Origin of the sequence: Paenibacillus vulneris, assembly GCF_039543185.1 — a bacterium.
GTDB lineage: Bacteria > Bacillota > Bacilli > Paenibacillales > NBRC-103111 > Paenibacillus_S > Paenibacillus_S vulneris.
The window spans coordinates 22,048-49,034 of record NZ_BAABJG010000013.1 but is presented as its reverse complement, the minus strand read 5'-3'; the positions used below and the strand labels follow the sequence as shown (position 1 = coordinate 49,034).

General features: G+C 51.1%; 28 protein-coding genes and 1 riboswitch. Of the genes, 19 read left to right on the top strand and 9 right to left on the bottom strand.

From position 1 onward, the window contains the following. Positions 1-85 precede the first annotated feature (85 nt). Positions 86-1,135, top strand: coding sequence for an NAD(P)/FAD-dependent oxidoreductase (locus ABEA66_RS11990; RefSeq protein ID WP_345587710.1), 1,050 nt, complete (start codon positions 86-88; stop codon positions 1,133-1,135). A gap of 89 nt (positions 1,136-1,224) precedes the next feature. Then, a complete protein-coding gene (locus ABEA66_RS11985; protein ID WP_345587709.1) occupies positions 1,225-1,593 on the top strand; it encodes a DUF4180 domain-containing protein in 369 nt (122 codons plus the stop codon). Positions 1,594-1,709: 116 nt separating this feature from the next. Here the strand turns inward: ABEA66_RS11985 and ABEA66_RS11980 are convergent, their stop codons facing one another. The 7 genes from ABEA66_RS11980 to ABEA66_RS11950 all read right to left on the bottom strand — a co-directional run bounded on the left by ABEA66_RS11980 (position 1,710) and on the right by ABEA66_RS11950 (position 7,615). Then, positions 1,710-2,687 carry a FecCD family ABC transporter permease gene (locus ABEA66_RS11980; protein WP_345587708.1) on the bottom strand — a complete coding sequence of 326 codons (978 nt, stop codon included), beginning with the start codon at positions 2,685-2,687 and terminating at the stop codon, positions 1,710-1,712. After that, positions 2,684-3,706 (bottom strand): FecCD family ABC transporter permease, encoded by a 1,023-nt coding sequence (locus tag ABEA66_RS11975; RefSeq protein ID WP_345587707.1) that lies wholly within the window; start codon positions 3,704-3,706, stop codon positions 2,684-2,686. The genes ABEA66_RS11980 and ABEA66_RS11975 overlap by 4 nt, the downstream gene beginning before the upstream one ends. 5 nt (positions 3,707-3,711) lie before the next feature. Further along, positions 3,712-4,683, bottom strand: a complete 972-nt coding sequence (locus tag ABEA66_RS11970; protein ID WP_345587706.1) for an ABC transporter substrate-binding protein — start codon at positions 4,681-4,683, stop codon at positions 3,712-3,714. 98 nt (positions 4,684-4,781) lie between these two features. Further along, positions 4,782-5,585 carry a helix-turn-helix domain-containing protein gene (locus ABEA66_RS11965; RefSeq protein WP_345587705.1) on the bottom strand — a complete coding sequence of 268 codons (804 nt, stop codon included), beginning with the start codon at positions 5,583-5,585 and terminating at the stop codon, positions 4,782-4,784. A gap of 133 nt (positions 5,586-5,718) precedes the next feature. Further along, on the bottom strand, positions 5,719-6,369 hold the full coding sequence (locus tag ABEA66_RS11960; protein WP_345587704.1) for an ABC-2 transporter permease: 651 nt from the start codon (positions 6,367-6,369) through the stop codon (positions 5,719-5,721). Positions 6,370-6,374: 5 nt separating this feature from the next. Continuing rightward, positions 6,375-7,226, bottom strand: coding sequence for an ABC transporter ATP-binding protein (locus ABEA66_RS11955; RefSeq protein ID WP_144027892.1), 852 nt, complete (start codon positions 7,224-7,226; stop codon positions 6,375-6,377). Further along, a complete protein-coding gene (locus ABEA66_RS11950) occupies positions 7,226-7,615 on the bottom strand; it encodes a GntR family transcriptional regulator (RefSeq protein WP_345587746.1) in 390 nt (129 codons plus the stop codon). The genes ABEA66_RS11955 and ABEA66_RS11950 overlap by 1 nt, the downstream gene beginning before the upstream one ends. A 233-nt stretch (positions 7,616-7,848) precedes the next feature. Between ABEA66_RS11950 and ABEA66_RS11945 the strand changes: the two genes are divergently transcribed. The 4 genes from ABEA66_RS11945 (at position 7,849) to rlmN (ending at position 11,893) form a co-directional block, all read left to right on the top strand. Then, positions 7,849-8,982: an SPFH domain-containing protein gene (locus ABEA66_RS11945; protein WP_345587703.1), complete on the top strand. Its 1,134-nt coding sequence runs from the start codon at positions 7,849-7,851 to the stop codon at positions 8,980-8,982. Between the two features lie 2 nt (positions 8,983-8,984). Continuing rightward, entirely contained in the window at positions 8,985-9,728 is a 744-nt protein-coding gene (locus tag ABEA66_RS11940; RefSeq protein WP_345587702.1) for a hypothetical protein, read from the top strand. A gap of 21 nt (positions 9,729-9,749) precedes the next feature. Further along, positions 9,750-10,169, top strand: coding sequence for an NINE protein (locus tag ABEA66_RS36320; RefSeq protein WP_377740799.1), 420 nt, complete (start codon positions 9,750-9,752; stop codon positions 10,167-10,169). Positions 10,170-10,828: 659 nt separating this feature from the next. Next, entirely contained in the window at positions 10,829-11,893 is a 1,065-nt protein-coding gene (rlmN, locus tag ABEA66_RS11930) for a dual-specificity RNA methyltransferase RlmN (protein ID WP_345587701.1), read from the top strand. A 165-nt stretch (positions 11,894-12,058) separates the two neighbouring features. On the opposite strand, the gene ABEA66_RS11925 is transcribed toward rlmN, so the two are convergent. Then, positions 12,059-13,306 (bottom strand): purple acid phosphatase family protein, encoded by a 1,248-nt coding sequence (locus tag ABEA66_RS11925; protein ID WP_345587700.1) that lies wholly within the window; start codon positions 13,304-13,306, stop codon positions 12,059-12,061. Positions 13,307-13,503: 197 nt separating this feature from the next. Between ABEA66_RS11925 and ABEA66_RS11920 the strand changes: the two genes are divergently transcribed. From ABEA66_RS11920 to ABEA66_RS11860, 13 genes are all read left to right on the top strand, one after another. Continuing rightward, a complete protein-coding gene (locus tag ABEA66_RS11920; protein WP_345587699.1) occupies positions 13,504-14,217 on the top strand; it encodes a polyphosphate polymerase domain-containing protein in 714 nt (237 codons plus the stop codon). A 3-nt stretch (positions 14,218-14,220) separates the two neighbouring features. After that, positions 14,221-14,916 carry a DUF4956 domain-containing protein gene (locus ABEA66_RS11915; RefSeq protein ID WP_079911267.1) on the top strand — a complete coding sequence of 232 codons (696 nt, stop codon included), beginning with the start codon at positions 14,221-14,223 and terminating at the stop codon, positions 14,914-14,916. 17 nt (positions 14,917-14,933) lie between these two features. Then, positions 14,934-16,877, top strand: coding sequence for a CotH kinase family protein (locus ABEA66_RS11910; RefSeq protein ID WP_345587698.1), 1,944 nt, complete (start codon positions 14,934-14,936; stop codon positions 16,875-16,877). A 202-nt stretch (positions 16,878-17,079) separates the two neighbouring features. After that, positions 17,080-17,183, top strand: a riboswitch (purine riboswitch). A gap of 163 nt (positions 17,184-17,346) precedes the next feature. Next, positions 17,347-17,943, top strand: coding sequence for a xanthine phosphoribosyltransferase (locus tag ABEA66_RS11905; RefSeq protein WP_345587697.1), 597 nt, complete (start codon positions 17,347-17,349; stop codon positions 17,941-17,943). Between the two features lie 13 nt (positions 17,944-17,956). Continuing rightward, positions 17,957-19,252: a nucleobase:cation symporter-2 family protein gene (locus tag ABEA66_RS11900; protein WP_079911264.1), complete on the top strand. Its 1,296-nt coding sequence runs from the start codon at positions 17,957-17,959 to the stop codon at positions 19,250-19,252. A 176-nt stretch (positions 19,253-19,428) separates the two neighbouring features. After that, positions 19,429-19,692 (top strand): hypothetical protein, encoded by a 264-nt coding sequence (locus ABEA66_RS11895; protein ID WP_345587696.1) that lies wholly within the window; start codon positions 19,429-19,431, stop codon positions 19,690-19,692. Between the two features lie 218 nt (positions 19,693-19,910). After that, the gene (locus tag ABEA66_RS11890) at positions 19,911-21,491 is read left to right on the top strand and encodes a stalk domain-containing protein (RefSeq protein WP_345587695.1); all 1,581 of its coding nucleotides are present in this window, start codon (positions 19,911-19,913) and stop codon (positions 21,489-21,491) included. A gap of 214 nt (positions 21,492-21,705) precedes the next feature. Further along, entirely contained in the window at positions 21,706-22,149 is a 444-nt protein-coding gene (locus tag ABEA66_RS11885; RefSeq protein WP_079911261.1) for a MarR family winged helix-turn-helix transcriptional regulator, read from the top strand. Positions 22,150-22,247: 98 nt separating this feature from the next. Beyond that, positions 22,248-22,649: a DoxX family protein gene (locus ABEA66_RS11880; RefSeq protein ID WP_345587694.1), complete on the top strand. Its 402-nt coding sequence runs from the start codon at positions 22,248-22,250 to the stop codon at positions 22,647-22,649. A gap of 34 nt (positions 22,650-22,683) precedes the next feature. Then, on the top strand, positions 22,684-23,304 hold the full coding sequence (locus ABEA66_RS11875) for a nitroreductase family protein (RefSeq protein ID WP_345587693.1): 621 nt from the start codon (positions 22,684-22,686) through the stop codon (positions 23,302-23,304). 59 nt (positions 23,305-23,363) lie between these two features. Beyond that, a complete protein-coding gene (locus ABEA66_RS11870; protein ID WP_345587692.1) occupies positions 23,364-24,308 on the top strand; it encodes a ring-cleaving dioxygenase in 945 nt (314 codons plus the stop codon). After that, on the top strand, positions 24,308-24,925 hold the full coding sequence (locus ABEA66_RS11865; protein WP_345587691.1) for an alpha/beta hydrolase: 618 nt from the start codon (positions 24,308-24,310) through the stop codon (positions 24,923-24,925). Before ABEA66_RS11870 ends, ABEA66_RS11865 begins: the two co-directional genes overlap by 1 nt. A gap of 29 nt (positions 24,926-24,954) precedes the next feature. Continuing rightward, complete coding sequence (locus ABEA66_RS11860) at positions 24,955-25,566, top strand: flavin reductase family protein (RefSeq protein WP_345587690.1); 612 nt, start codon at positions 24,955-24,957, stop codon at positions 25,564-25,566. A gap of 105 nt (positions 25,567-25,671) precedes the next feature. On the opposite strand, the gene ABEA66_RS11855 is transcribed toward ABEA66_RS11860, so the two are convergent. Next, positions 25,672-26,721 carry an LLM class flavin-dependent oxidoreductase gene (locus ABEA66_RS11855; protein ID WP_345587689.1) on the bottom strand — a complete coding sequence of 350 codons (1,050 nt, stop codon included), beginning with the start codon at positions 26,719-26,721 and terminating at the stop codon, positions 25,672-25,674. Positions 26,722-26,987 lie beyond the last annotated feature (266 nt).

Below are 26,987 nucleotides of genomic sequence, written 5' to 3'. Positions count from 1 at the left end.
CAACCCGTTCTTGAAAAAGTGTCAAATACCGTGTAAAGTTAATTGATAATGATTATCATTTTTATTTAGGTGGAGGGTGACCAATTTGTACGGTGAGGAATTATTTGACGTAACGGTAATAGGAGGAGGCCCGGCAGGGCTTTATTCCACTTTTTATAGCGGTCTGAGAGAGATGAAGACCAAGCTGATCGAATACCAGCCGCAGCTGGGAGGAAAGGTTCATGTATACCCGGAGAAGATGATCTGGGATATCGGGGGCCTCACACCTATTCCCGGCGCTAAGCTCATAGAACAGCTTGTCCAGCAGGGGCTGACGTTTCAGCCTGAGGTGGTGCTGAATGAAAAGGTGCAGTCGATGACACGCAACGACGATGGGATCTTCGTGCTTCATACCGCGTCCGGACGGAAGCATTACTCGAAAACGGTCATTGTCGCCGTAGGAAGCGGCATCCTGAAGCCTACCAGGCTGGAGATCGAAGGGGCAGAACGGTATGAGGTCAGCAATCTGCACTATACGGTGAAATCCTTGAAGCAGTTTAAGGATAAAACCGTTATTATTTCCGGAGGCGGGAATTCCGCCATTGATTGGGCCAATGAGCTGGAGCCGATTGCCCGGCAAGTGTACCTTACTTACCGCAAGGACGCCTTGTCCGGCCATGAGTCCCAAGTAACGCAGCTGAAGAACAGCTCGGTTCACTGCTATTTTCAAACGACCATTACCCGGTTAATAGCAGCAGCTGATCATGAATCGATTGAATCGGTTGAGCTGACGCATCATGACACAGGCCAGGTCACGTGCCTGCCCGTCGATGAAGTAGTCATCAATCATGGCTATGAACGGGATACGAACCTGCTCGTAAACAGCGGTCTGAATATCGACATGATAAACAATGACTATATTGCGGGAAACGCCAACAGCGAAACCTCGGTGCCCGGGCTTTATGCAGCCGGAGATATTCTGATGCATGACGGCAAGCTGCATTTGATAGCCGGCGCCTTTCAAGACGCAGCCAATGCCGTGAACAAGGCCAAGCAATTCATTCAGCCTGATGCCAGCAAGAGCGCTATGGTGTCGTCGCATAACGAGGTATTTAAAACCCGCAATCGGGAGCTGGTGAAACAGATGATGGAGTAGCCTGATTTTGGTGGGTGGGAATATATGGTACAATGGAGGACACAGGAGCACACAGGCTGGCTCCGATTTAGCTGGAGGGGAGAGAGGAAATGAACATTGTCATAGATCAAAGGGGCGACTCCAAGGTCGCCGTAATAGAAAGCTCCGACATCGTAATAGGCGACGTTCAGGATGCTTTGGATTTGATGGCAACGGTAAATTACACCGAGGAATGCCATAAAATTCTGCTGAATAAGGTGAATATAACAGAGGACTTCTTCGAGCTGAGAACGAAGCTTGCGGGAGAAATCCTGCAGAAATATACCAACTATCAAGTCAAGCTCGCCGTAGTCGGAGACTTTGAAGGATATAACAGCAAGAGCCTCAGAGATTTTATTTATGAGTGCAACCATGGCAAGCAGTTCTTTTTTGTAAAAGATAACGAGGCCGGACTTGAGGCGCTTCATAGCGTCAGGTAACAGGGAATGAAGTGCAGAGGAAATGTATCCAGACAAAAAAACAATCGGACCAAGCCCAGGGGCTCGAACCGATTGTTTTTTTGTTTTGGGTTGTAGTATAGCAGGCAGCAGCTTGCCTAGCGTCTTAACCTTTCCCGGCGCAGCAAATAGATGAAGTAGGGTGCGCCGATAACGGCTGTCATGATGCCGACGGGAACTTCGCGCGGAATGATGATGATCCGGCCGAGGCAGTCGCCAAGCAGCATGAGGTCTGCGCCCAAGACCGCCGCCAGCGGAAGAAGCCGTTGATTGAGGCTTCCGACAAGGCTTCGTGCCATATGGGGAGCCAGAAGTCCGATGAAGCCGATGGCGCCGATAGCCGATACGGAAATACCGGATAAGGCTACCGCCAATAAAAACAGCCAGAAGCGCTCGCGCACAACAGGCAGACCTAGCGAGACGCTGATTTCGTCGCCAAGCTGAAAGACGTTCAGCTTCCTGAAGCTTCCGTAAGCAAAGGCGAGCAGCACGATCATAGCAGGCAGGAGGTACTGCACCTGGCTCCAGCCGCGTCCCCACAAGCTGCCGGACATCCACAGCAGCGCCATATTGACGTTGGTCGGATTCGTCACGATCAAATATTGAATTCCCGCTTGAAACACGGCTCCGATCGCTACACCCACAAGAGCCAGCGAAGCCGGCGTTAAGGTGAGCTTCCTGCTTAAGGCCAGTAGGATGAGAAAGGCGGCAACGGCCCCTGCAAATGCGGCTAGAGGCAGCACATAAACCGGCGATTGGGGAAACAGGAAAATGACGGCTGCCGCCATGAAGCCTGCGCCTTTCGTAATGCCTATCACATCGGGACTGGCCAATGGATTGCGGACCAGACTTTGCAGGATGCCTCCGGCGACAGCTAACCCGAATCCAGCTAAGATAGCGACGAGGACACGCGGCAGCCGCAATTCATGAACGATGAAGTAGGAGGAACTGTCCTGATAGAACAGGCCGCTGCCGATATCGGACAACGGAATCGAGACAGCACCCACACTGAACGAAATGACACTTAAGATAACCATCACCAGGCAAGCCAGAAGGAGAATCAGCGTATTTTTCATTTCCTAGAGCCTCCTTGCCGCCGTGATAAATAAATAAAGAACGGCGCTCCAATGGCGGACGTTACGATGCCTACGGGAGATTCAAACGGAAATGCGATAAAGCGGCTGAATAAATCCGCATAGACCAGCATCAAACCGCCTAGCAGTCCGGTCAACGGCACGAGAACGTTCAGGCTCGGGCCTGCCAGCGATCGGGCGATATGAGGAACGATGAGACATATAAAGCCGATCGGGCCGCATACGGCGACGGCTGAACCGGCAAATACGATGACCAACAGCATCCCGGTCCCGCGAACGAGGGCAACCCTTAGGCCCAATCCCGATGCAATATCGTCATCAAGCGGCAGCAGGCGGAAGGCAGGCACCATGAAGCCGAGCAGCAGAAGCCCGCCGGCCAAAAAAGGGAGGAGCGCCGCCACCTCATGCCAGCCTGCGCGATTCACCGAGCCGACCAGCCAGAAGATCATGCTCTCTGTAGAGTATTGGTTCAAGATCATGGCCCCTTCAGTCAGGGATGACAGAAGGAAGTGGACGGTAATGCCCGCAAGGGCCATTCGGACCACCTGCTTGTGTCCGATGCCTGCTAACGACCAGACGAGGAGAGCTCCGGCGACAGCTCCCAAGAAGGCAAGCGCCATCGATGCCATCAATCCCAGTCCGGCGGACAGCACCAATCCGAGAACAACAGCCAAGGAAGCTCCGGCATTAATCCCGAAGATATGCGGCGAGGCAAGCGGGTTCTTGGTCGTAAGCTGCGTCAATAGGCCCGCGAGGGCGAGCATAATGCCCACCATGCAGGCTGTCAAAGTGCGCGGCAGCCGCAGCGTCTGGATATACAGATGAAGCTTATCATGGCCCTGATAGGTAAGAGCCTCGAATAACGTGCCCCAGGACAGCTGCGCTTGCCCCCACTTGAGGCTCAGCAGCATGCCGCCGATTAACAGGAGCGTGCCCATACAAAAAAGGGAGAGCAGAAACCAAGAGCGGCTCTGCTTCTCCAATTGCGCGGAAGTTTCCATTTCGGTTATTCTCCCAGCTGCTTTAAAATATCTTCGGCGATTTTCTCCGATCCGAGCATGCCTCGGGATAGCGACCAATCACGGCGTTCCACCGAGTACACTTTATTTTTGGCGACAGCATCGATCTTTTTCCATAAAGGATTCGTTTCCCACTGGTTCACGATGGTCACTTTATCCGTTGGCATAAGGAATAACGCTTGAGGGTTGGTCTCGACCAGCTGCTCCAGAGTCAGCTGAGGATAAGCCGTATCGCTGTGTAGAGGATCGGTGAAGCCCAGCATTTTCAACATGGAGCCGGAATAAGAATGGTCGGAATGACCGAAGAATCCGGTTGGATTGACTACGGCAGGTAGAACGGTCAGGTTAGCATTTGTAATCTTTTTCTTGGCTGCTTCCATTTTGGCTTGGTGCTCTTCGAAACGTTTCTTTCCTTCGGCTTCCTTGCCGACGGCTTTGGCGGTAATGATGTAGTTTTTGAGCATTTGTTCATAATCCGCCTGGAAGTCGTTCAACACAAGAATCGGTGCGGTGGCTTTCAGCTGAGGCAACGCATTCTTATGCTTATTGATATCGACGATAATGAGATCGGGCTTGAGAGAGCTGATCAGCTCAATGTTCGGCTCATAGCGGGAGCCAACGGATGTATAGGATTTCAACTGGCTCTTTACGGCATCCATGAATAAGTCCTTATTGCCATCATCGGCGATTCCTACGGGCTGAACGCCTAACGTTACCAGCATGTCGGTAAAGCTGAAGTCCATAGTCACGATGCGCTCCGGTTTCTTAGGAAGCGTGACCGTTCCTTGGGCGTCTTCTACGGTAATTTTGCCTTCGGCCGGTGCTGCAGAGGGAGAGCTGCCTTGGCTAGCTTGACCGTTCTGGCCGGAATTGCCTGCGGTTTGACCGCAAGCGGCGAGGCTTATGGCAAGAACCAACCATAAAGTAAAAGTAAAGATGCGGCTAAATCGATGCTGCATGAATGTTCCTCCTGATAATAATAATTATTCTCAATTGATTTTAGCCGCATAGTGAGGGTTCGACCATATCTAATCTGAAGATCGAGCATGTTATATTTTTAGATTTTATCCAAGCTCTTGAGGTACTCCGTAGGAGAAAGGTCCGTTTCCTGTTTGAAGGTCCGGCTAAAATGGAAATAGTCCATGAAGCCGACGCGCTGGGCAATTTCTTTGGCAGGGAGCTGCGTTTGCTGGAACATTTGCTTCGCTTTTTGAATCCGCAGTCTGCGTAAATAATGGCTCATGGTGGTTCCTGTGAGGTTTTTGAACAAAACAGTGTAATGACCTACGCTCATTCCGGCACGTTCCGCCAGCATAGGGAGGGTGAGCTTCAGCATGTAATGCTCGTTTATATAGTTAAGGGATTCTTCCATGCTGACCGCAGAAGACTTGTCCTCCTGGGTCCATTGGGTCTCATATAAATAGATGAACAGGATGCGTTCCAGGAGCAGACGCTTGCGGACCTGCTGCACGAGTTGCTCCTCGTCGGAAGGAGTTTGGAGATCCTCCGTCATCCGGATCATCTCGTCCAGCATATACTTGATTTTTACTTCACTGTAAGTACGAAGCGGGCCATGCAGGGTCCAGGCACTGCTCTCGGGGAAGATACGATATGAAATGACGAGGTATTCGGCCGATTTGGTTTTGGGAACCTGGATGGTGAAAGGGCTGTACTGCGGGTGGCAGGCGAAGCCTTGAGCAACCATAGCGGGCTCTTGATTGCAGCCTGAGATTAAGAGATGTCCGCGTAGTACGACAAGGATAAGGTGGCGGTCGGGAGGGCTGACGATAGTTTGAGCCGTAGTGAAGGTCTCTACTTGTTCGAACACCGGTATGATGGAAACGAGCTGTTGAAAACTCATCGTGGTCAGTCCCTCTCTTCCTGTCGTAATCCTTTGTTCATCATACAATGAAGGTGAAACGGCAGGCAACAAAAGAAAGGAGGTGCGGCAGACCGGATGGCCCGTCACACCCCCTTGTTTGGCAGGAGCGGTTCTAAAGATTTTGTTTTTCATAAATACGGATGGTAGCGGTCATAGAAATCATGCCTATCGCGAGCGCCAAGACAATAGGCAGCAGCCCCTGAACGATGGCCGGAACCGGAAGCGTCCAACGGAAGCTGATGTCGTTAGCTTGCATATATTTCAACAAAACCGGAACGATAAACGGCACGACGAAAATACTAATCGAGAACATATATCTCGCTTTTTCGAAGCCAAGGCGATACTGCACCGGAATCATGATCGAGAAGACCACTGTTAGAATAAGAAAGCAGTACGCAAATTCGGACAAGCTTAACATCCCCATTTGCTGCGGAACCAGCCAGGAGGTTACGGTATATAGGATGGAGCAGCCGATAAATAGAAGCAGTAAAAACAAATATTTCGATTGAATGATCGCGGCCCTGCCATAAGGAGTGGCACACAGCAGGGCGGAGCCTTTGTGCTTGAACTCTGACATGGAGACGGAGCTGAACGTCAGGAACAGAATGTACAGCGTGCTTATAAAGAAGGCCAGGAAGCCGCCGGACGCAAGAAATTCCATTTTCATTTTGATAAACACAGGAAGGATAATGGCAGCGACAAACATGAGGATCATATACTTTTTGACGAGAAGGGAGTCTTTCTTCACCAGATTCAGCAGCATAGTCATTACCTCCTTATATAGCCGAGCATGATATCCTCGATGGTGGGCTTCTCCATAAGAACGCCAGCCATATTTTCCAGTACAGCCGGTTTGTTGTGGGTCAAGCCTTCAAAGCCATATGCGGTTTCGCGCAGTGTCAGAAATAGGTCCCGGGTATGCTCGTTAAGCTCTTTTTTGTCTCCTTTGACGAAGCCGTGGGTATCCAGCAGCAGGTCCTTATCCTCGTTAAAGATGATACTGCCTCTATCGATTAAAACCAGCGTATCCGCAATTTTATCAAGGTCGGAGGTAATATGCGTGGAGAAAAAGACGCTCTTGCCGTCCTGCTCCATAAACTCCAACAGGATTTCCATAATCTCGCTTCGTATTAAAGGATCCAGTCCGCTTGTCGGCTCATCCATGATCAGCAGATCCGCGTGGTGGGATAGAGCCAGGGCAATCGCATATTTCATTCGCATCCCTTTGGATAAAGTAGATATTTTCTGGCCGGGATTCAGCCCGAAGCGATCCATGTACTTGTGAAAAGCGGCATTATCCCAGCTAGAGTAGGCGGGCGCAAGAACACTTTTCATTTCTCCCATAGTTAAATCCTCATAGAAATAGCCTTCATCGAACACGATGCCGATCCGGTTTTTTAATTCCCGTCCATGCTTATCCATATCCTTGCCGAATACATGGATTTTCCCGGAATCCTTTAATGCTAATCCCAGAATGGATTTAATGGTTGTCGTTTTGCCAGCGCCGTTAACCCCGATAAAACCGGTGATGCAGCCTTCAGGCAGAGAGAAGCTGACATCGCGCAATTCGAAGGAGCCCCTATTGATGCGTAAGCCTTCTACTTCCAATACACTACTCATTATTCCTCACTATCTCCTTCCTCGAACAGCAGGTCCATCATTTGGTACAACTCGCTTTTACTGATGCCGAGCGAGCGGGCCGCATTCCATGCTTCGGTGAGCTTTTCTTCAACCATACGCCGCTTGGATTCCCGTAAAAGCTCCAGGTTACCTTGAGCCACATAGGATCCCTTGCCAGCCTTGGTCGTTATAAAGCCTTCCGCTTCCAGCTCGTCATATACTCTGCGGGTCGTCAGCACGCTCACGCGCAGGTCATTAGCCAGTGCCCGAATGGAAGGAAGCGGCTCGCCTTCGGCCAATTCTCCGCGCAAAATGGCATCCTTAATTTGTCCTTTTATTTGCTGATAGATCGGGGGATCCGATACGTTTGAAATAATAATTTTCGTAATCCTTCACTCGCTCTCAACTGTGTATATTGTACATATACAGAATATACAGATATCACAGGAATGTCAACAATCCGTCATGTTGTGAAATCATTCTTTTCTTCCATCAGCTTCATAACCGCGGCTCCGCTTTGTGGGGCGTTCATATCAAAATATCAAATAGGATTTGATAAAAAGAGACAAGGTGTATACAATTAATACAATGTTTGGAAACGGTGAATGAAAGAGGGATTGATTTGGCTATCATTGATGTTATCAAATTTAATGGCATAGCGAATCGAGATTGGCTGGTTTATCGTTATCCCGGAGATAGCTTTGTATATGGTTCGCAGCTTATCGTAGGGGAAGGGCAGATGGCGGTTTTTGTAAAGGGAGGCAGGGCGCTGGACTTCTTCTCGCCCGGCACTTACACGCTTCGCTCCCAAAACATTCCGCTGCTTCAGTCGTTTATCAACCTCCCCTTTGGCGGTAGAACCCCGTTCTCGGCAGAAGTGTTCTTTATCAATAACACCGCCAAGCTGGACGTGCTATGGGGTACGAGCGACCCGATCAGTCTGATCGATCCTAAATACGGAGTTCGGATAAGAGTTCGGGCCTTCGGTCAAATGGGCATGAGAATTACCAATTTCCGCGTGTTTTTAACGGAGCTGATCGGTGCTGTCGGCGACGCGCAGGTCGTGAAATATGACACGGTGATGGGCCATTTCAAAGGCGTTACGGTCACGAAGGTTAAGACGATGATAGCGGATTTGATTATTAACCAGAAAATATCGGTCATGGAAATAGCGCCGAAGCTGGAGGAACTATCCGAGAAGGTTCATGAGAGCCTCGCCGGGGAATTCGAGCGGTTCGGCATCGAAATGATAGACTTCAACCTATCGTCTATTAATTTCCCGGACGAAGATTTTGAGACTATTAACATGCTGCTGGGCGAAAGAGCGGCCTTCGATATTATGGGAGATTCCCGCTATAATGCGAAGCGTTCATTTGATGTGATGGAGGCCGCGGCAGGCAATGAGATCGGGGGCGGGATGGCTGCCGCCGGTATGAGCTTCGGCTTTGGGGCAGGCAGCGGGCTTATGAGCAGCAGCTTCTCCCAGACATTCGCCAACTCTTCTGTGTACAGCACTTCCTGCCAAGCCTGCGGACATATGAACGAGCCGGGGGATAAGTTTTGCGGCAACTGCGGCGGCAAATTAAGCAAGGAACAAATCGAATGCTATTCCTGCCATATGTTGATAGATGAAGATGCCAAATTTTGCTCGAATTGCGGAAGCTCGATGCTTTCCAAGCCCTGCCCCGGCTGCCAGAAGGTGAATAAACCCGGGACCAAGTTCTGTGCCGAATGCGGCACGAAGCTGGGGGGCTGAATGTGAGCAGGACGGATGTTCGCAGCTACCGCATGCTGCGTTGGCTGGCGGCGGCAGCCTTTGATATTGCAGTTATTTTCGGTGTGATGACCTTGCTCTCTGAGGCGTTCTTGCTGGAACCAGAGAAGCAGGCGATAGCTGGTATGGTTCTGGCAGCGGGGTTGATTGCGGTCAATGGGATTCTCGTGAGGCCGCAGCTGTTTTTTAGAAACAGCAGCTTCCCTTATTGTGTATCGATGATTATGCTGACTGTCGCCTATCTCCTGATCTCCAATCTGATCTCAATACTGTTTATTTCCGGCAGTGTGCTCGGGTATATAGGCTGGGAGCTGTTCCTATTCGCTCTGTATGCGGCTCTCTATGCGATTCTACTGTTTTTTGCAAGACAGGATTCGGATGATAGACTTAGAACCAAACTCGAGCGGGACGTCAAGCATACGATTCAGGCGCAGCTTAGTACGATCGAAGAAGCCTTGCGAGACAAGGAACCGAATCCTGCCGCCGCCTCTATTTGGAAGGCCTTCAAATTGCTAAAGGAACGCTTCCAGGCTTCAACTCCGTTTGGAAGAATAGCGGGCAGCAGTCAGATCATGGAGCTGGAGCATAGGGTGCAGGTGAATCTGGACTTCCTGCAGCTGCATATGAAATCCAGCCTTCATGAAGGCAATCTGAACGACATTTTAAAGCTGATTGAGGAAACTCATATGCTGCTTAATCATAGGGAAGCATTGAATATCCAATCATAATATAGAGAGGAGCTCAGACCTATGAGCACAAAAAACTGCCCTTCCTGCGGCGCACCGGTTGCATTGAATACGACAGAATGTAAATATTGCGGCGAAGAATTCTCCTTTGCTCCGCCGCCTAACCCGCAAATGCACCAAAATGTTCCTCGTGAAACACAGCAGCCTTTTGTCAACAACAACATTTACGTCAATTCGGCGCCTCCACCACAACAGGTCTGGGTCCGTCCTGCCAAAAGTAAAATCGTTGCAGGGATACTGGCTATTTTACTGGGAGGCTTCGGCATTCATAAATTTTATTTGGGCAGGATCGGCTGGGGCATCGTGTATTTGCTCTTCTGCTGGACGTATATCCCGACCTTGATCAGCCTGGTTGAAGGCATTATTTACTTTGCCTCAAGCGATGAAAGCTTCAATATGAAATATGGAACCAAAACATTTTAAGAGTAACCGGCGAACGTAAACAAGAAAGACGCCCATTCTTTCATCTGGAAAGGAAGGACGTCTTTTTTTGTGATTCTCAAGGCATTGATAGCGACTTAAACGAGCCGCAGAACGAAAGCTTATTCTTCTTCATCCCATTTACGCGAGTATGCTTTCTTGGTGATCCAGAACGTCAAGCCAAGAACGATAACCAAGCAAACAACCGACCAAAAGATGATGACACCCATGACTAACACGATCCTTTATTATATATTGTAGTGCTGGCAGTTCGTATGCCTCGCTATCTGTAATCTGTGCCTATACTGGTTGTAGGATGGAGACATGGTTGCCTGATTTATGGTATCTATATTGTAACACGCCGTTTCTTCAGTCTGTCTGGGGAATATGGCGATATTATAAAATAAAAGCGCAGGAAAATCCAATCGGATCACATCATAAGCTTTGGACGGAGATATTTTTAGGTGAAGACATGGTTATTAAAGCGCGGGCTGCTATCGACTGGAAGTATTCAAGCGAGTATGCCTGAAGCGGCGTTGACGGAGCTTAAGGATGCTAGGCAATATTGGATAACAAATAACTGCCTTGACCCCCTTGTTTTAGCAAACTAATTTTGGGACAATAATAGGACTGAATTTATAGAGTTGAAAAGAGGATATCATATGAATAAAGAATCCATCTACGGATTGACGCAGGAGCAGCTGATAGCATGGCTGCAAGAGCATGGTCATAAAAAATTCCGCGCGGCGCAGGTGTGGGATTGGCTTTACCGCAAGCGGGTAACCGACTTCGCGGAGATGAGCGACGTTCATCCGGATTGTCTTCAAGTGCTGGCGGAGCATTTCGTCATTTCTACGATGAGTGAGCACACGAGACAGGAATCCGCGGACGGAACGATTAAATTTCTGTTCAAGCTGCGCGACGGCAACTTGATTGAAACGGTACTCATGCGCCATAAGTACGGCTTGTCAGTATGCGTCACGACGCAGGTCGGCTGTAATATCGGATGCAGCTTCTGTGCAAGCGGCTTGCTTGCGAAGAGCCGTGATTTATCAAGCGGCGAAATCGTGGAGCAGATCATGAAGGTTCAGCTGCATCTCGATTCTGCGGGTCAAGGGGAGAAGGTCAGTCATATTGTCGTGATGGGCATCGGAGAGCCGTTCGACAATTACAAGAACATGTCCGACTTCATCCACGTGGTCAAGGACCACAAAGGACTGGCTATCGGGGCAAGACATATTACGGTATCGACCAGCGGTCTGGCCGATAAAATTATCGAATTCGCCGACTCGGATCTGCAGGTGAACCTGGCCATTTCGCTGCATGCGCCTAATGACGAGCTTCGCACCAGAATTATGAAAATCAACCGGGCCATTCCGCTGAACAGGCTTATGCCGGCCATTGATTACTATTTGGAGAAAACGAAGCGGAGAATTACGCTGGAATACATTTTGCTGAAGGACGTCAACGATCGCAAGGAGCATGCTCTTGAGCTGGCAGAGCTGGTCGGTCACCGTCGTCAGCTGGCTAACGTCAACCTGATTCCTTATAATCCGGTCGATGAGCACAGCCAGTACCAGCGGAGCGAGCAGGAATCGATAACGGCCTTCTACGATACGTTGAAGAAGCAGGGCATCAGCTGCAGCGTCAGGCTGGAGCACGGAACCGATATCGATGCCGCCTGCGGGCAGCTGAGAAGCAAGCAATTGAAGCAATCGATCGGGTAAGCAAGAAGGAACGATAAGGTATAACAGGAGAGAGCACATCCATTAGGGGTGTGCTTTTTTGCTGTTGAAGTTCGACGCGAATCCATATGGGTTACGGATAACGAACCACCCTCAACTGAGCTCTATTAAGCCTCGGCAAGGGCATTCCTTTCGCTCAAGCAGCTCCTAGCTCTCGTGGCGGATCACGAATTCGTCCCATTTTATCCCATCCGCATCAAAGGCTTGATAGGTTAATGAAGACCCCTCGATCGTAATGCCGGCAAACATCGGCTTCTCATTCTGGAAATGGACCTTATGGTAGAACAGATCCTTTTTCTTTTCGTTGAACTTGGTACCGGACGCATTGGTGACCACGTATACAGTCCCTTCATGGTTGACAATCGGCCCGTCTCCGTTCCCCGTTATTTTACCGCCGCGCAGGGGATACGATCGGGAATATTCGTGATTATGCCCCTGCAGGACAAGATCGACCTGGAATTCATCAAACAACTCGCTCCACTTCTCCACCTTCTTATACGAATTCCCTCCGTAGACCCCTCTGTGCATGGCGACAATCTTCCATGGCTTATCGGTACGGGCCAGATCGTTCCGGAGCCATTCGGTCTGTCCGTTGATATTGGATTCCGTATTCAATACGACGATGTGGGCGCTGCCGTAATCAAACGAGTAATTGGTACCGGGAATGGAACCTTTCGCCCCGTTGGCGGGCAGCTGGAAATGGGCTAAATATCGGTCCGCATTGCCGTTCATTTCGTCGTGGTTACCCGTGACCGGCATCAGAGGAATTTGCTTCAGCCAGCTGCCGGTCTTGCCAAAGAAGGAATCCCAGCCGGTTTCCTCCTCGGGATCCTCCGTCAAATCGCCATTATGAACGATAAATCCGGCATGGGGATAGATCTTGAAGGCTTGGTCCAGCGTCCTGCCCCATTGCTCGAAATCCTTCTCCGTCTTCCCTTGGGAATCCGCAACGTTAATGAACGTGAATCCGTTCGTTCCCTCCGGCTCCGTCCTAAACGAGGAGGGCTCGCTCCAACCCGTACCTTGGCCGCTGCCAACTCGATAGGAATAAACCGTACCCGGCTCCAGTCCGGTGATTTCCACTGTATGAGCCACCTGAGACTTCTTTTTCTCCATCTGGATGACAGCCGTGGACCCTGTGAGCGTCTGAACGTTATCTCCTGTAAACTGTGAGCCTTTGACCCATTGGATGACGGCTGCATCCTCTGGATTTTCCGTGAACCAGGTGAACGCCCGGGTCGTACGGGGATCTCCATGAAACGTAGTTGCTATCGATTTAGGGGTGCTGGACGCGTGGACCGGGCCCTGCTTTTGTGATTCCAGCCATAGAGCGGCTCCGACGACAACTACAGCCAATGCGATGAGCCAAGCGGCGCTTTGATATCGGATCATCATGGGGACACTCCTTCCCAGCTATATCAGACTAGTGTAGCTCTATTGTAAAGGAATTGTAAACTTTCAGTTACCGCTCAGTTGCCGCTAAGCGTGATTTCAGTTAGGGACGATACAATACTTTCTGTAATGAAGAGACAGCTGGATGGGAAATGGAAAAACCAGATACAGGGTTGATCTGATATAGAAAGAGGTGTGACATGAACAAGAGCTTGAAATACCGGCATGAACTCAAATTTTTCATTAACCAGCATCAATTTTACATTATCCGCCAAAGACTCAAAAGCTTGATGAGCCCCGATAGCAATGTCGGCTCTTCAGGGGAATATCACATTCGGAGCCTATATTTCGATGATATGAACAATAAAGCGCTTCATGAGAAGCTGGGCGGAATCAGGGACCGGGTTAAGTACCGGATTCGCATTTATAACGTACAGGACGATGTGATCCATTTTGAGAAAAAAATCAAGTTCAACGACTACATTGCAAAAGTGAAGGAGCCGTTGACCCGAGAGATGTACGAGCAGATTGCAGCCGGACAATTCGAGGTGCTGAACAATCCGGAGAAGTCACTGCTGATGGAGCTTTATCATGAAATGAACCATCATCTGCTGCGGCCCAAGGTCATCGTCGACTATGTGCGGGAGCCTTATGTATGCCATAACGGAAACGTGCGGATTACGTTCGACAAGGAGCTAAGGACCGGGCTGCACTCGACGGATCTGTTCAGCAAGCAGCTGAAGCCCGTCCGGGCTATCGACGAGAATCTGATCATTCTGGAGGTCAAGTACGATGAGTACATTCCGGATTCTATCAGGATCGCTCTGCAGCTTGAAGGACTGAACCGACAATCGGCATCCAAATACGTGATCTGCAGAAAATTTCTGAAATACAACACTTGGGAGGATTATTGATCTATGGATACAAACACAACGACAACGAATTTTACGGATTTACTAAAAAAATCGGTCATCAGCAACTTTGCTTCGGATATCACCCTGTCGAAAATCCTGCTGTCGCTGGCCGTCGCCTTTTTCATCGGCTTCTTCATTTACTTATTGTACAAACGGGTGTTCAGCGGCGTCCTGTATTCCAAAAGCTTCAACATCTCGTTGATCGGCATGTCTATGGTTACGGCGATGGTCATTATTGCGGTTAACTCGAACCTTGTGCTGTCGCTCGGTATGGTGGGCGCGCTGTCTATCGTTCGTTTCAGAACGCCGATTAAAGATCCGACGGACCTGATCTTTTTGTTCTGGGCTGCCGCTGCAGGGATCGTGTCCGGCGCCGGATTCTATACGCTGGCTATCGTGGGCTCAGTTATTATCGGCTTGGTGATGTTCTTCTTTATCAAAAAGTCGTCCTTCGAAACACCGTATCTGTTAGTGGTGAATTGTGAGGGAGACGCAGCGGAACAAGAAGTTCACTCCATGGTCAGCCGCATGGTAAAAAGGTACAACGTGAAGCAAAAAACGGTAACTCACGGCAATATCGAAACGACCCTGGAAATTCGGCTTCGCGATAGCGAAGGGGCTTTTGTCAATCAAATGAACGAGCTTCAAGGCGTGAAAAATGCCGTGCTCATCAGCTACAGCGGTGATTACGTGTCCTAAGAATGGAGGTGTCAGGAATGAAAGCGAAAGCAATAACGCTTCTTCTATGCATCTGCCTGATCTTGGGGATAACCGGATGTGGGGTGACGGGCGGCAGCGGCGTGGCCGGAACCGGAACCGGCAGTGCTGCGGCGACAAGCGGCGTCAGCTCAAGCAAGTCGGATAAGGAGAAGAGCATAGATGAGAATGTATTTCCGAAGGATAAAGTCATTGATGTGAACATTACGCTTGACCCGGATGATTTTCAGGATATGCTGGACAATGCCAGCGCGGAGGAGTTCAAGACTGCGTCGGTGGATTATAACGGCAAGCATATAGATCATGTGGCCGTCCGGACTAAGGGAAACCTCAGTCTGCGCAGCGTCGTCAATTCGGATTCGGACCGGTACAGCTTCAAAATCGCGTTTGACGAATATATCTCGAGTCAAAGCTTGGAGGGTATTACCAAAATCAATCTGAACAATAATTACAGCGATCCCACCTATATGCGGGAGTTTCTAGCCTATGAGCTGGCTGAGCAGATGGGCCTGCCGACACCTAAATATTCCTATGTCAACTTGTACGTCAATAACGAGCTGAAAGGCTTGTACCTGGCTGTTGAGCAGCTAGGGGAGTCCTACCTCGAACGGAATTTCGGCAGCTCCAACGGAGCTTTGTACAAAGCGAACGGCGGTAACGGCAGTGAATTGAACTGGCTGGAAAAGGCGAGCGCCTATACGGGACTCGATCTGAAGTCGGGCTCTACAAAAGGAGAAGAGCTTCTGGCTATGGTCAATGAGCTGAACAATGGAACCGATTATGAAAAGGTGCTGGACGTTGAGGAGGCCCTGAGATTTATCGCCCTTAATATGGCTACCGCTAATATGGACAGCTATTTGGGAGGCAATAAGCATAATTATTATTTGTATGAAAATAAAGGGATATTCTCTATATTGCCCTGGGATTACAATATGGCGTTCGGCGGCCTTGGTGGAACGGGGATTCTGATGGATGAGCCGACCCAAGGGGCTGTAGCGGACCGGCCTTTGGTCGATAAGCTGTTGAAGGTCGACAAGTATAAGGAGCAGTACCATCAGATTGTCAAAGAGATGGTGCAAGGATACTTATCCGAGGATAAGTTTGTCGCGCGTGTCCAGGAGCTGGCCGATCTGATCTCGGATGGTGTAGCCAAGGACCCGACGGCCTTCTATACCTACGACCAATACCAGCAGGGTATCACCCAGCTCCAATCGTTTAATTCGCAAATGGTTGCCAGCCTGACGAAGCAGCTGGACGGTACAAGTCCTTCTTCCGGCGACGGTTCAGGAAGCGGCGGCGGCATGGGAGGCGGTATGCCCGGAGGTATGGGCGGCGGCATGCCTGGCATGGGCGCCGGCAATAACAACGGCAAAAAGGGCCAGCAAGTGCAGGCCCAAGCGGTCGTCGTCAACGGGCAAGTCCAGCAGAACGGCCAAGGAGGTCAGCAGGCGCAGAACGGCCAAGGAGGTCAGCAGGCGCAGAACGGCCAGGTAGGCCAGCAGATGCAGAACGGCCAGGGAGGCCAGCAGATGCAGAACGGCCAAGGGGGCCAGCAGGCGCAGAACGGCCAAGGAGGTCAGCAGGCGCAGAACGGCCAAGGAGGTCAGCAGGCGCAGAACGGCCAAGGAGGTCAGCAGGCGCAGAACGGCCAAGGAGGTCAGCAGGCGCAGAACGGCCAAGGAGGTCAGCAGGCGCAGAACGGCCAGGTAGGCCAGCAGATGCAGAATGGCCAGGTAGGCCAGCAGATGCAGAACGGCCCCGGAGGCCGTCAGGGCGGCCCTGGAGGGGGCTTTGGAGGTCCAGGCGGCGGTGGCCCCGGGGGACCGGGAGGCCAACAGCAGCCGCAGGGAAGCGCCAGCGAAGCTATGATGGCTGGAGCTGCTTTTATAGCCTTGCTAGCCGCTTGCTTTATCGTAGTGTTTTATAAGCGCAAACGACTCTAATTCCAACCAAAAAGCCAGGGGGCATGTCTCCCTGGCTTTTTGGCGTAGATTATGAGCCTGTCGAGCATCAATCCGGCTGGAAAACCGGCGGACACCCCAGTTCATTCCAAGGGAAATATTCCATGCTCCGGAAGCCCGCGAATCTTGTCGATTTATGATAAATTTCCTCTTGAAACGATAGATACTAACGTGTACTATAGACAAAGATAACTTCATATGAACTCGTATAATTTTGGGGATATGGCCCATAAGTTTCTACCGGACGACCGTATGAATCGACCGACTATGAGTGAAAAGCGCATCTAGGGTTCCGTTTCTATTTCCTGATGGAGTAGAAGGGCTGGTCCGAGCGATGCGGGCACGGTTGCGTGCTACACCAACAGGGACAAAAACCCAGAAGGACAGGCTTCACTTGAGGAGTGCTCAAGGAGCCCTGTCCTTTTTTTCATGAAAAGGGGCGAACACAGTTATGAAATTACTTCAAGAACGCATACGTCAAGAGGGACTGATCCTGTCCGATACCGTATTGAAGGTGGATTCGTTTTTGAATCATCAGGTGGACACTCAGCTTGCGCTGGAGATCGGTAAGGAATTCGCGCGTATTTTCGGGGGCAAGACTATTACCAAGGTACTCACCATCGAGGCCAGCGGCATTCAGTTTGCCATGGCTGCGGCCATCGCGCTAGGCGTTCCGTTTGTTTATGCCAAGAAGAAGAAAGCCGTCACTCTCGCTGAGAACGTATACTCGGCACCGGTACATTCGTTTACCCGGCAGGAAACGTATCAGGTCAGTGTTTCCCAGAAGTATCTGAATCCGGGCGACAAGGTGCTGATCGTCGACGATTTTCTGGCTACCGGCGCGGCGCTGGTCGGACTGGTCGATATCGTGAAGGAATCGGGCGCCGAGCTGATGGGCGTCGGGTGTGTCATCGAGAAGAGCTTCCAGGAAGGAAGGGGCCTTCTGGAGGAGCGGGGCGTAGAGGTTCACTCTTTGGCCCGCATTGCTTCGATGTCGCCGGGCGAGGTTCATTTTGTTGAGGATCAACCTATAATCCAAAAGGTCTAGGGGAGATTAAAGAATGTTAAGCAAACAAAAGGTAGTGACGCTAGGCTTCCAGCACGTGCTGGCCATGTACGCCGGGGCCGTTGTCGTGCCGCTGATCGTGGGGGGAGCACTGAAGCTGACTCCCGCCCAAATGGCTTACTTGATCGCTGCCGATCTGTTCACATGCGGACTCGCTACGATCCTGCAGGTCATGGGAACCCGATTTTTCGGAAGCCGTCTGCCGGTCGTGCTGGGATGTACGTTTACGGCAGTAGGACCGATTATCGCTATCGCATCAACCTCGAATTTAGCGACCACGTATGGGGCCATTATTATATCCGGCCTATTCGTCGTTCTGGCTGCGCCGCTGTACGGCAAAATGCTCAAATTTTTCCCTACCATCGTAACCGGATCGGTCGTAACAATCATTGGACTTTCGCTGATTCCGGTCGCTATGAATAATGCCGCAGGCGGACAGGGCGCCCCGGATTTCGGACAGCCCCACAACCTGCTGCTGGCTGTGATTACGCTGCTCGTAATTTTACTGGTGAACCGGTTGGCCACAGGCTTCCTTCGCGCTATATCGGTGCTTATCGGCTTGGTGGTCGGTACCGTAATCGGTTATTTCATGGGCATCGTGCATTTCTCGTCGGTTGGCGAAGCATCCTGGTTCAGCATTGCACAGCCGTTTTACTTCGGTATTCCTCAAATTAGCATTACTGCTATCGTGACCATGATTATTGTCAACATCGTGAGCATGGTGGAGTCTACAGGCGTTTATTTTGCCGTAGGCAAAGCTACGGATCAGAAGGTCGAGCAGAAGCAAATCGTGAACGGGTTGCGTTCCGAAGGCTTGGCGATTATGCTGGGCGGTATTTTCAATGCTTTCCCTTACACCGCTTTCTCGCAAAATGTCGGCTTGATCTCTTTGACCCGTGTGAAGTCCCGGGATGTTATTTTCGCCGCGGGCGGGATCATGGTCGTACTCGGATTGCTGCCTAAGCTGGCTGCGTTGACGACCGTCATTCCGAATGCCGTACTTGGCGGAGCCATGATCGTGATGTTCGGGTCGGTTGCCGCTTCCGGTATTTCCATCTTATCCGAGGTGGATCTGCGCAAAGAGCGGAATCTGCTGATCGCCGCTTGCAGTATCGCGGTCGGTCTGGGCTCGGCAACGCTGCCTCAGATGTTCGACCAGCTGCCGGACTTTGCCAAGATGCTGCTGCAAAACGGCATCGTATCCGGCTCCCTGACAGCCATTGTATTAAATCTGTGCTTGTCCAGCTCCAAGGATGAAGCCTCATCCGCGGCGGACCCTAAAGCCGCTTAAGTTCATGGTGCTCCAAGCATTCTGTTGATCAATAATAAGCCTCCGTTTGTGTGAAAGAAGCTTCTTTTACGGACGGGGCTTTTTGCCGTTTAAGAAACCCGGAGGAATAGAAATGTAGGTCGTAAGCGCAAATTATGTTACAATGGCACTAAAAAGACAATAAGGGGATAACGATCATGAGCGAAGCTATTAACGAACAGGAGCTTGTGCAGTTCATTGCAGATAAGACGAAGGTGGACGAAGCGAGCATCAGGCTGGTTTTGAAGCACGAGCAGACTTTTATCAATAACGCCAAGGAAGATGATATCGACAGCGATGAGATTGTAGATTATGTAATGAGCCGCAAGGATGTCCAATTGGACGAGCTGACAGTCGAAACCATTCTGGATCTGGAAATGGACTACTTGACGGAAAAGGGCATCGTCACCTATATCGATTAATTCAATGCCGTACATTGAGGCTCTTGTCCCTGAGGGGATGAGAGTTTTTTGCTGCTTACGCATGTATTTTCCGCTTGGCCTCCTTCTGTCATGATGAGAATAGTGCGAAAAGAGTTAAGATTCCCTCCCGATCGGTCGATATACCAAGTAGGAGTTTCGACACCTAATGGAAGATTTTATACAATAGAGACAGGATGTACAGGGAGGGATAGCCGGGTATGAAAAAACGATACGCCATGCTATCGGCTTGTTTGCTGTGGGGCGCACTGGCGCTGCCCTATTCCGTGAATGCCGCGGCGGAACGGCCGATACGAGTCTATTTGGACAATAAGCTGGTCAAATTCGAGGTACAGCCGGTGCTGGAAAATGGGACGACACTCGTGCCTTTCCGGGCTATCTTTGAAAAGCTCGGGCTGACTGTGGGCTGGGATGCCGACACGCAGACGGTAACAGGCACCAAGGATGGCTTGACAATCGAGTTGGTTATCGATGACACAGATGCCTATGTGAATGAAGAGCTGAGTGAGCTGGAGCTGGCGCCGCGGCTGGTGGACGGCAATACGCTCGTTCCGCTCCGCTTTGTCGGTGAAGCCTCCGGCAAAGAGGTCAAATGGGTTCAGAATACATCCACCATTTATTTGACTACGCCCAAGAGCACAACTACACCGGGGAAAACCGGAAGCACCGGGGGAACGGCGAATCCGTCCAAGCCGACAGACACGACTACGGACAGCTCCAAGCCTGTAAAAGGGGAATACGTGTACCCGAATGGAGATAAGTATACGGGAATGCTCGTCGACGGATCTCCGGAAGGGAAGGGCAAGCTGGTCAATTCGATCGGGAAGGTGCTGTTTGACGGGACGATGGCGGACGGCGTACCAAAGGACGGCCGCTCCAAGAGCTATTACGACAACGGCCAGCTGGAGACCGATGCCGCTATGAAGGACGGCGTGCTGAGTGGAGCCGGGAAGCAGTATTCGGCAGCGGGAAGCCTGGTTTTTGATGGAACATTCTCAAACGGGGAGCGCTCTAACGGTACTCTGTATTACGAGAATGGGGACAAATACACGGGCCCGTTTGATAACGGACAGCCTAGCGGCCGAGGCAAGCTGGTATATAAGAACGGCGACGTCTATGAAGGCGACTTTGTTGACGGCAAACGGGACGGCAAGGGAACCTATACCACGTCCAAGGGCGAGAAGATTACAGGGGATTTCAGAAACAATATGATGGACGGCATGATCTCCTATTATGATAAGAAGGGGACATTGTTGTCCGTCAGCGAGTACAGCAATGATGTTCTGATCCGGAAAGTCGAGATAGGGAATGATACGACGACGCTGCCCAACACCAATCCAGGCTCGCAGTCCGATCCGATAAAGCAGGAGAATGAGCGGCACGAGAAGGCTCTTTACGAGATTAAAGAGAGGTACAATCAGGACCGGAAGCAGCTGGAGGACCAGCTCGCACAGGTGCGCAAGGATAGTCCCGGGGCTTACTCCAGCCAGGCATCCTACGATAAAGCGCTTGATGAAGCGCGAACGAAGCATAAGGAGATTCTCGATAAAATCAATTCGCTCTCGGGAGACAGCTCCAAAACAGCGGAAACGGCAAGAGCCGAGCTGGAGAAGCAGCTGGCTGACGCCCAGACGCTGATCGACCAAATCTTTAAAAAAGGAGCGGCCCAGCAGCAGATCGAGTCGTTAAAAACCCGTTTGAACGAGCTGAGAGACGGTTACACGGCGGAATTGAAAAAGGAAAACGACCGCCACTCCTATGCAATCAAGCAGTTAAAATAATCAGCGTAAGAACAAAGCCTGCGATAGCGGGCTTTTTCTTATAAGGAAAGGGAAACGACGGATGGACGCACCCAACAAGGGGCAAATTAAGGGCTGCAATCCGAAGGAGAAATGCCGGAAGGAAATAATTTTTAAAAATAACGTGTTGACAAATAGATCAAAATAAAGTATCTTAAATTTAAGATATTTGATCAACACATCGGAGGTGAGCAGGATGGCACAGGATCGCGAGGCTTCCCTGGACTTATATATCGCACTATCAAGAGCAAGCCAATGGGTGAATGCACACGCGGATCGGGATATCCGAAGTCATGGATTAAATAGAACCGAGTTCGGGGTTCTGGAGCTGCTGTACCACAAGGGGGCGCAGCCCATTCAACAAATTGGCGGCAAAGTACTGATGAGCAGCGGCAACATAACCTATGTGGTAGATAAGCTGGAGAAGAAGGAATTCGTGCAGAGGAAAGCTTCTACCGAGGATCGGCGTCTCATCTTCGCTGAGATTACCGATAAAGGCAAGCAGTTCATTGACGACGTGTTTCCTCAGCATGCCGAGGTCATCGAGAAAGCGGTGGAAGGACTCACCCTCGAGGAGAAGCGGGTCGCAAGCCAGCTGCTCAAGAAGCTCGGCAAGCACGCACAGGGTCATTTCAAGTAGTTCTGCATAAAACTGCAGATAACTGCTTTCATTTTTACCAAATATCTTAAATTTAAGATTCTTTAAATTAATAAAATCAAAAAACGGAGGGATTTCAAATGAGTATTGCATTAGGGTTATTGATTGTACGTCTGGTTGTAGGCTTGACCTTTGCGGGGCATGGAGCCCAGAAGCTGTTCGGATGGTTCGGCGGCTACGGCCCTAAAGGAACCGGGGGCTGGATGGAGTCGGTCGGCATTAAGCCGGGCGTGCTGATGGCTGTGTTATCCGGGCTGATGGAGCTGATCGGGGGCTTGCTGTTCGCTGCCGGCTTGTTCACAGAGGTAGGAGCCGCGCTGATTGTCCTCACGATGCTGGGTGCCATAGTTAAGGTCCATGGGAAAAACGGCTATTGGGCAACCTCCAACGGCTATGAATACAATCTGATGCTGATTGCCGTAGCCGTAGGCGTAGCATTGATCGGTGCAGGAGCTTATTCTTTGGATGCTTTGATCCGCTAATTTTTTGAAAAACATAGGATGGAGTGAGTCTGTTATGAGCGATTTTACAACGTTATTGAAAGCACGCAGATCGGCAAATAACTTTATTCCCGGTGTGGAAATACTGGATAAGGAGCTGGAAGAGCTGTTCCAGCTTGTCAAATTCGCTCCGTCCGCCTTTAATCTGCAGCATACGCATTACCTTGTCGTGAGGGATCCGGAGCTCAAAAATAAAGTATACGAGGCGGCCAACCAGCAGTATAAGGTCAAAACCGCTTCCGCGGCGATAGTCGTCCTTGGCAACAAGGATGCCTACAAGGAGGTGGCTGCGATCAACGAAGGCCTTCTCCAGCTAGGGGTCATGAGCAAGCAGGAATATGACATGACCGTCGAGTCGGTTCTTGGGTTTTATGAGGAGCGAGGGGAAACGTTCAAGCAGGAAGAAGCGATTCGCAATGCCAGCTTGTCCGCTATGCTGTTCATGCTCGCCGCGAAGGATAAGGGCTGGGATACGTGCCCGATGATCGGGTTTGATCCGGAGGCGCTTCGCAGAGAGCTTCATATCCCCGATAACTACGTCCCGGCCATGCTGATTACGATCGGCAAGGAAGCCAGTCAAAGACCGCGCGGCTACCGCAAGCCGACCGGAGAGTTTGTCAGCTACAACACCTTTTGATAGATCGCAATTTTATTAATACAACATTAATTAACCATAAATAAAGGAGAGATTTTACAATGACTAAAACAGCTGGAATTCATCATATTACCGCATTCGTACGGAATGCACAGGAAACCGTCGATTTCTACTCCGGAGTGCTTGGTTTGAGACTGGTTAAAAAAACGATTAACTTCGATGCGCCGGAAGTGTACCACTTGTATTTCGGAGATCAGATCGGAAGTCCGGGCACGATCATTACGTTCTTCCCCTATGCAGGGTCCCGTAAAGGCCGTATCGGCGGTGGGCAGGTAGGAATTACCTCGTATGCGGTCCCTGTCGGCTCGCTGGAGTTTTGGGAAGCTCGGTTGAAAAAACTCGGTGTTTCTGTGATGAAGTCGGAACGATTCGGCGAGCAGTACCTTCAATTCTCCGACAAGGATGGGCTGCGGCTTGAAATTGTCGAGAGAGAGGAAGGAGCGCCTAGCCAATGGTCGTTCGGGGGCGTTCCGGCTGAGAAAGCCATCAAAGGGTTCGGAGGCGCGGTTCTGTTCAGTACGGCCCCGGTTCAAACCGGCCAATTGCTGGAGCAGGTCATGGGGCTTCAAAAAATCGGCCAGGAGGGATCATATACCCGCTACAAAGCGACAGGTGACTTGGGTAACGTAATCGACGTGAACGTAACTCCGATGGAATATGGGCACGGCGGAGCAGGAACGGTTCACCATATCGCATGGCGGGCTAAAGACCATGAAGAGCATGAGCTGTGGAGAAGCAAAGTGGAGCATAGCGGCTTCCGTCCGACTCCTATCATTGACCGTCAATATTTCAATGCTATCTACTTCCGTGAAGAAGGCGGAATCCTGTTCGAGATTGCTACAGATCCTCCAGGCTTTGCACGCGACGAGACACCGGAGGAGCTGGGTGAGAAGCTGATGCTTCCCGCATGGTACGAGGCGAACCGTCCGCAAATCGAAGCGAATCTGGATCCTATCGAAGTACGTGTATTGGAGGGCGATGAATAATGAGGCATCTATTTCAAAAAGGAACTGACAGCGAAGCACCGGTGCTCGTGCTATTCCATGGTACGGGAGGGACGGAGCGAGACCTGCTGCCGATAGCTCAAGCATTGTCGCCGGGCTCCTCGGTATTAAGCCTCCGCGGCAATGTGCTCGAAAACGGAATGCCGCGCTTCTTCCGCCGGCTGGCGGAGGGAGTGTTCGATGAGGAGGATCTGATCTTCCGTACGAAGGAAGTCTATGATTTCCTCGATCAGGCTGCCGCAGAGCACGGCTTGGACCGCCGGAATTTCGTGGCAGTGGGCTATTCGAACGGCGCTAATATCGCCGGCAGCCTCTTGTTCCACTATCCGGATGCATTCAAGGGAGCGGTCCTGCACCATCCGATGGTTCCGCGCCGTGGAATCGGATTGCCGGATTTGAAGAAGGTGCCGGTCTTTATCGGGGCTGGTATGAACGACCCGATCTGCTCACCGGAAGAGACGGAGGAGCTAACGTCGCTGCTTAAAGGAGCAGGAGCCTCCGTCACCGTCCATTGGGAACGGGCAGGGCATCAGCTGACCCGTACTGAAGTGGAGGCCGCAGCCGAGTGGTTCCGGGAATCATTTGGATCGGCTCAATGAGGACTACTTAAACGAAACGGGGTGCTTCCTTGATAACCATCCATCCTAGTGAGATTAGTGAACGGGAAAGCTATAAGCTGCTTATCGGGAGCATCATCCCAAGGCCCATTGCCTTGGTGACGACGCTCTCCTCCCAAGGGGTAGTGAACGCGGCGCCCTTTAGCTACTTCAATATTGTTACCGCAGATCCGCCCATGATTTCGGTTTCTGTGCAAAGAAAGCAGGGCCGCAGTAAGGATACGGCCCGTAATGCGGCGGATACGGGAGCCTTCGTTGTTCATATAGCGGACGAAGCCTATATTTGCGAGATCAATCGGACGGCCGCTTCACTTCCGCCGGAAGAGAGTGAGGTGGCCTGGGCAGGGCTGTCCACTGTAAAAAGCGACATGATCCCGGTACCCGGTATTGCTGAAGCGCGAATCCGAATGGAATGCCTGCTGGAGCAGTCCATTCCTCTCGGCGGCACGCCGGAGATGCCCGCTGCCGATCTGTTAATCGGCAGGGTGGTATGCTTTCACATCGACGAGTCTGTCTACGATCACGGCCACATCAAGGCAGAGGCGTTGAAGCCGGTAAGCCGGCTTGCCGGAGCCAGCTACTCGAAGCTGGGTGAGCAGTTCGTGCTGGATCGCCCGGAATAACGCCTTAAATAGAAAGAAAAAAGGAGCAGCCCTAAACTGTACCTCCGTTGTTAGATAGGTGTCTAACAATTGGGGTGCAGTTCACGGGAATGCTCCTTTTTTGTGTTAAGCCTTGGTGTTTCCTTTCACGTCCTCGGCGATAATCTGATAAGAGCGCAGGCGCGCTTGATGGTCATAGATCTGGCCTGTAATGATAAGCTCGTCGGCCTGCGTTTGATTAAGGATCTGCTGCAGCTTATCCCGGACGGTGTCTTTGTTACCGGCAACGGAGTAGCTCAGCTGCCTGCGGACGACCGCCTTCTCCTGCTCGGTCCAAAGCGCATCCATATCCTCAACCGGCGGCTTTAATTGGCCCGTTCTGCCGCGAATGATGTTCAGGAACTGCTGCTCGTGCGAGGTAGCCAGACGGCGGGCTTCTTCGTCTGTTTCCGCAGCGACGACGTTGACACCGACCATCGCGTAAGGCTCATCCAGCACCTCCGACGGGCGGAAGCTGCTGCGGTACAGCTGCAAGGCAGCCATCAGGTAGTCCGGCGCGAAATGGCTTGCGAAGGCAAACGGCAGCCCGAGCTGACCTGCCAGCTGAGCGCTAAAGCCGCTGGAGCCGAGAAGCCAGATCGGAATATCGAGGCCTTCGCCGGGCACCGCTCTAACGCCCATAGGCCGGGAGTCGATGGCCGAAGGGTTCAGATAAGCTCGCAGCTCTGCCAGCTGCTCGGGGAAATCGCTGCCGTCGCTGCCAAGGCCGCGGCGCAAAGCGCGCATGGCGGGCTGGTCCGAGCCCGGCGCTCTGCCAAGACCAAGATCGATACGGCCCGGATACATGGACTCCAGCGTTCCGAATTGCTCTGCAATCATGAGAGGAGCATGATTCGGCAGCATGATGCCCCCGGAGCCTACCCGGATCTTGGTGGTGCCGGCAGCAATATAGCCGATCACGACAGAGGTTGCAGAGCTTGCGACACCAGGCATATTATGATGCTCTGCGAGCCAGTACCGGTGATAGCCCCATGCTTCTGCATGCCGGGCCAGATCCAGCGAATTCCGGAAGGAATCGGCCGGTGTGCCGCCCTCCCTTACCGGGGCCAAATCCAATATAGAGAAAGGGATGTCCTGCAGCCGTTTGGCAGCGGCTCCTGCAGTTGCTTCGTTCACTAGAGTCACTCTCCTTTATGTTTATCCTAAGAAATCGACGCGAGTCGGGCTTAGGTTCATCGATGTGGGATCCATCTGGTAATGATAACATGATTCCCTATGATGCCCTCAGCATGAGAGCCAATAATTTGTAAGACAGTCTCTAATGATAATTATTATATATTATATACATTAATACAAGTACCCACCTTTTTGTTAGATAGTATACTTTTTATACTAATGGGATTCGTCCTCCCCGCTTGAAAATATAGGGCAGGAAGGAAATA

Excerpts from the sequence above, each read along its gene's own strand:
- ABEA66_RS11985 (WP_345587709.1), top strand. The coding sequence starts at position 1,225 with ATGAACATTGTCATAGATCAAAGGGGCGACTCCAAGGTCGCCGTAATA.
- ABEA66_RS11980 (WP_345587708.1), bottom strand. The coding sequence starts at position 2,687 with ATGAAAAATACGCTGATTCTCCTTCTGGCTTGCCTGGTGATGGTTATC.
- ABEA66_RS11975 (WP_345587707.1), bottom strand. The coding sequence starts at position 3,706 with ATGGAAACTTCCGCGCAATTGGAGAAGCAGAGCCGCTCTTGGTTTCTG.
- ABEA66_RS11970 (WP_345587706.1), bottom strand. The coding sequence starts at position 4,683 with ATGCAGCATCGATTTAGCCGCATCTTTACTTTTACTTTATGGTTGGTT.
- ABEA66_RS11965 (WP_345587705.1), bottom strand. The coding sequence starts at position 5,585 with ATGAGTTTTCAACAGCTCGTTTCCATCATACCGGTGTTCGAACAAGTA.
- ABEA66_RS11960 (WP_345587704.1), bottom strand. The coding sequence starts at position 6,369 with ATGCTGCTGAATCTGGTGAAGAAAGACTCCCTTCTCGTCAAAAAGTAT.
- ABEA66_RS11955 (WP_144027892.1), bottom strand. The coding sequence starts at position 7,226 with ATGAGTAGTGTATTGGAAGTAGAAGGCTTACGCATCAATAGGGGCTCC.
- ABEA66_RS36320 (WP_377740799.1), top strand. The coding sequence starts at position 9,750 with ATGAGCACAAAAAACTGCCCTTCCTGCGGCGCACCGGTTGCATTGAAT.
- rlmN (WP_345587701.1), top strand. The coding sequence starts at position 10,829 with ATGAATAAAGAATCCATCTACGGATTGACGCAGGAGCAGCTGATAGCA.
- ABEA66_RS11925 (WP_345587700.1), bottom strand. The coding sequence starts at position 13,306 with ATGATGATCCGATATCAAAGCGCCGCTTGGCTCATCGCATTGGCTGTA.
- ABEA66_RS11920 (WP_345587699.1), top strand. The coding sequence starts at position 13,504 with ATGAACAAGAGCTTGAAATACCGGCATGAACTCAAATTTTTCATTAAC.
- ABEA66_RS11915 (WP_079911267.1), top strand. The coding sequence starts at position 14,221 with ATGGATACAAACACAACGACAACGAATTTTACGGATTTACTAAAAAAA.
- ABEA66_RS11910 (WP_345587698.1), top strand. The coding sequence starts at position 14,934 with ATGAAAGCGAAAGCAATAACGCTTCTTCTATGCATCTGCCTGATCTTG.
- ABEA66_RS11905 (WP_345587697.1), top strand. The coding sequence starts at position 17,347 with ATGAAATTACTTCAAGAACGCATACGTCAAGAGGGACTGATCCTGTCC.
- ABEA66_RS11900 (WP_079911264.1), top strand. The coding sequence starts at position 17,957 with ATGTTAAGCAAACAAAAGGTAGTGACGCTAGGCTTCCAGCACGTGCTG.
- ABEA66_RS11895 (WP_345587696.1), top strand. The coding sequence starts at position 19,429 with ATGAGCGAAGCTATTAACGAACAGGAGCTTGTGCAGTTCATTGCAGAT.
- ABEA66_RS11890 (WP_345587695.1), top strand. The coding sequence starts at position 19,911 with ATGAAAAAACGATACGCCATGCTATCGGCTTGTTTGCTGTGGGGCGCA.
- ABEA66_RS11885 (WP_079911261.1), top strand. The coding sequence starts at position 21,706 with ATGGCACAGGATCGCGAGGCTTCCCTGGACTTATATATCGCACTATCA.
- ABEA66_RS11880 (WP_345587694.1), top strand. The coding sequence starts at position 22,248 with ATGAGTATTGCATTAGGGTTATTGATTGTACGTCTGGTTGTAGGCTTG.
- ABEA66_RS11875 (WP_345587693.1), top strand. The coding sequence starts at position 22,684 with ATGAGCGATTTTACAACGTTATTGAAAGCACGCAGATCGGCAAATAAC.
- ABEA66_RS11870 (WP_345587692.1), top strand. The coding sequence starts at position 23,364 with ATGACTAAAACAGCTGGAATTCATCATATTACCGCATTCGTACGGAAT.
- ABEA66_RS11865 (WP_345587691.1), top strand. The coding sequence starts at position 24,308 with ATGAGGCATCTATTTCAAAAAGGAACTGACAGCGAAGCACCGGTGCTC.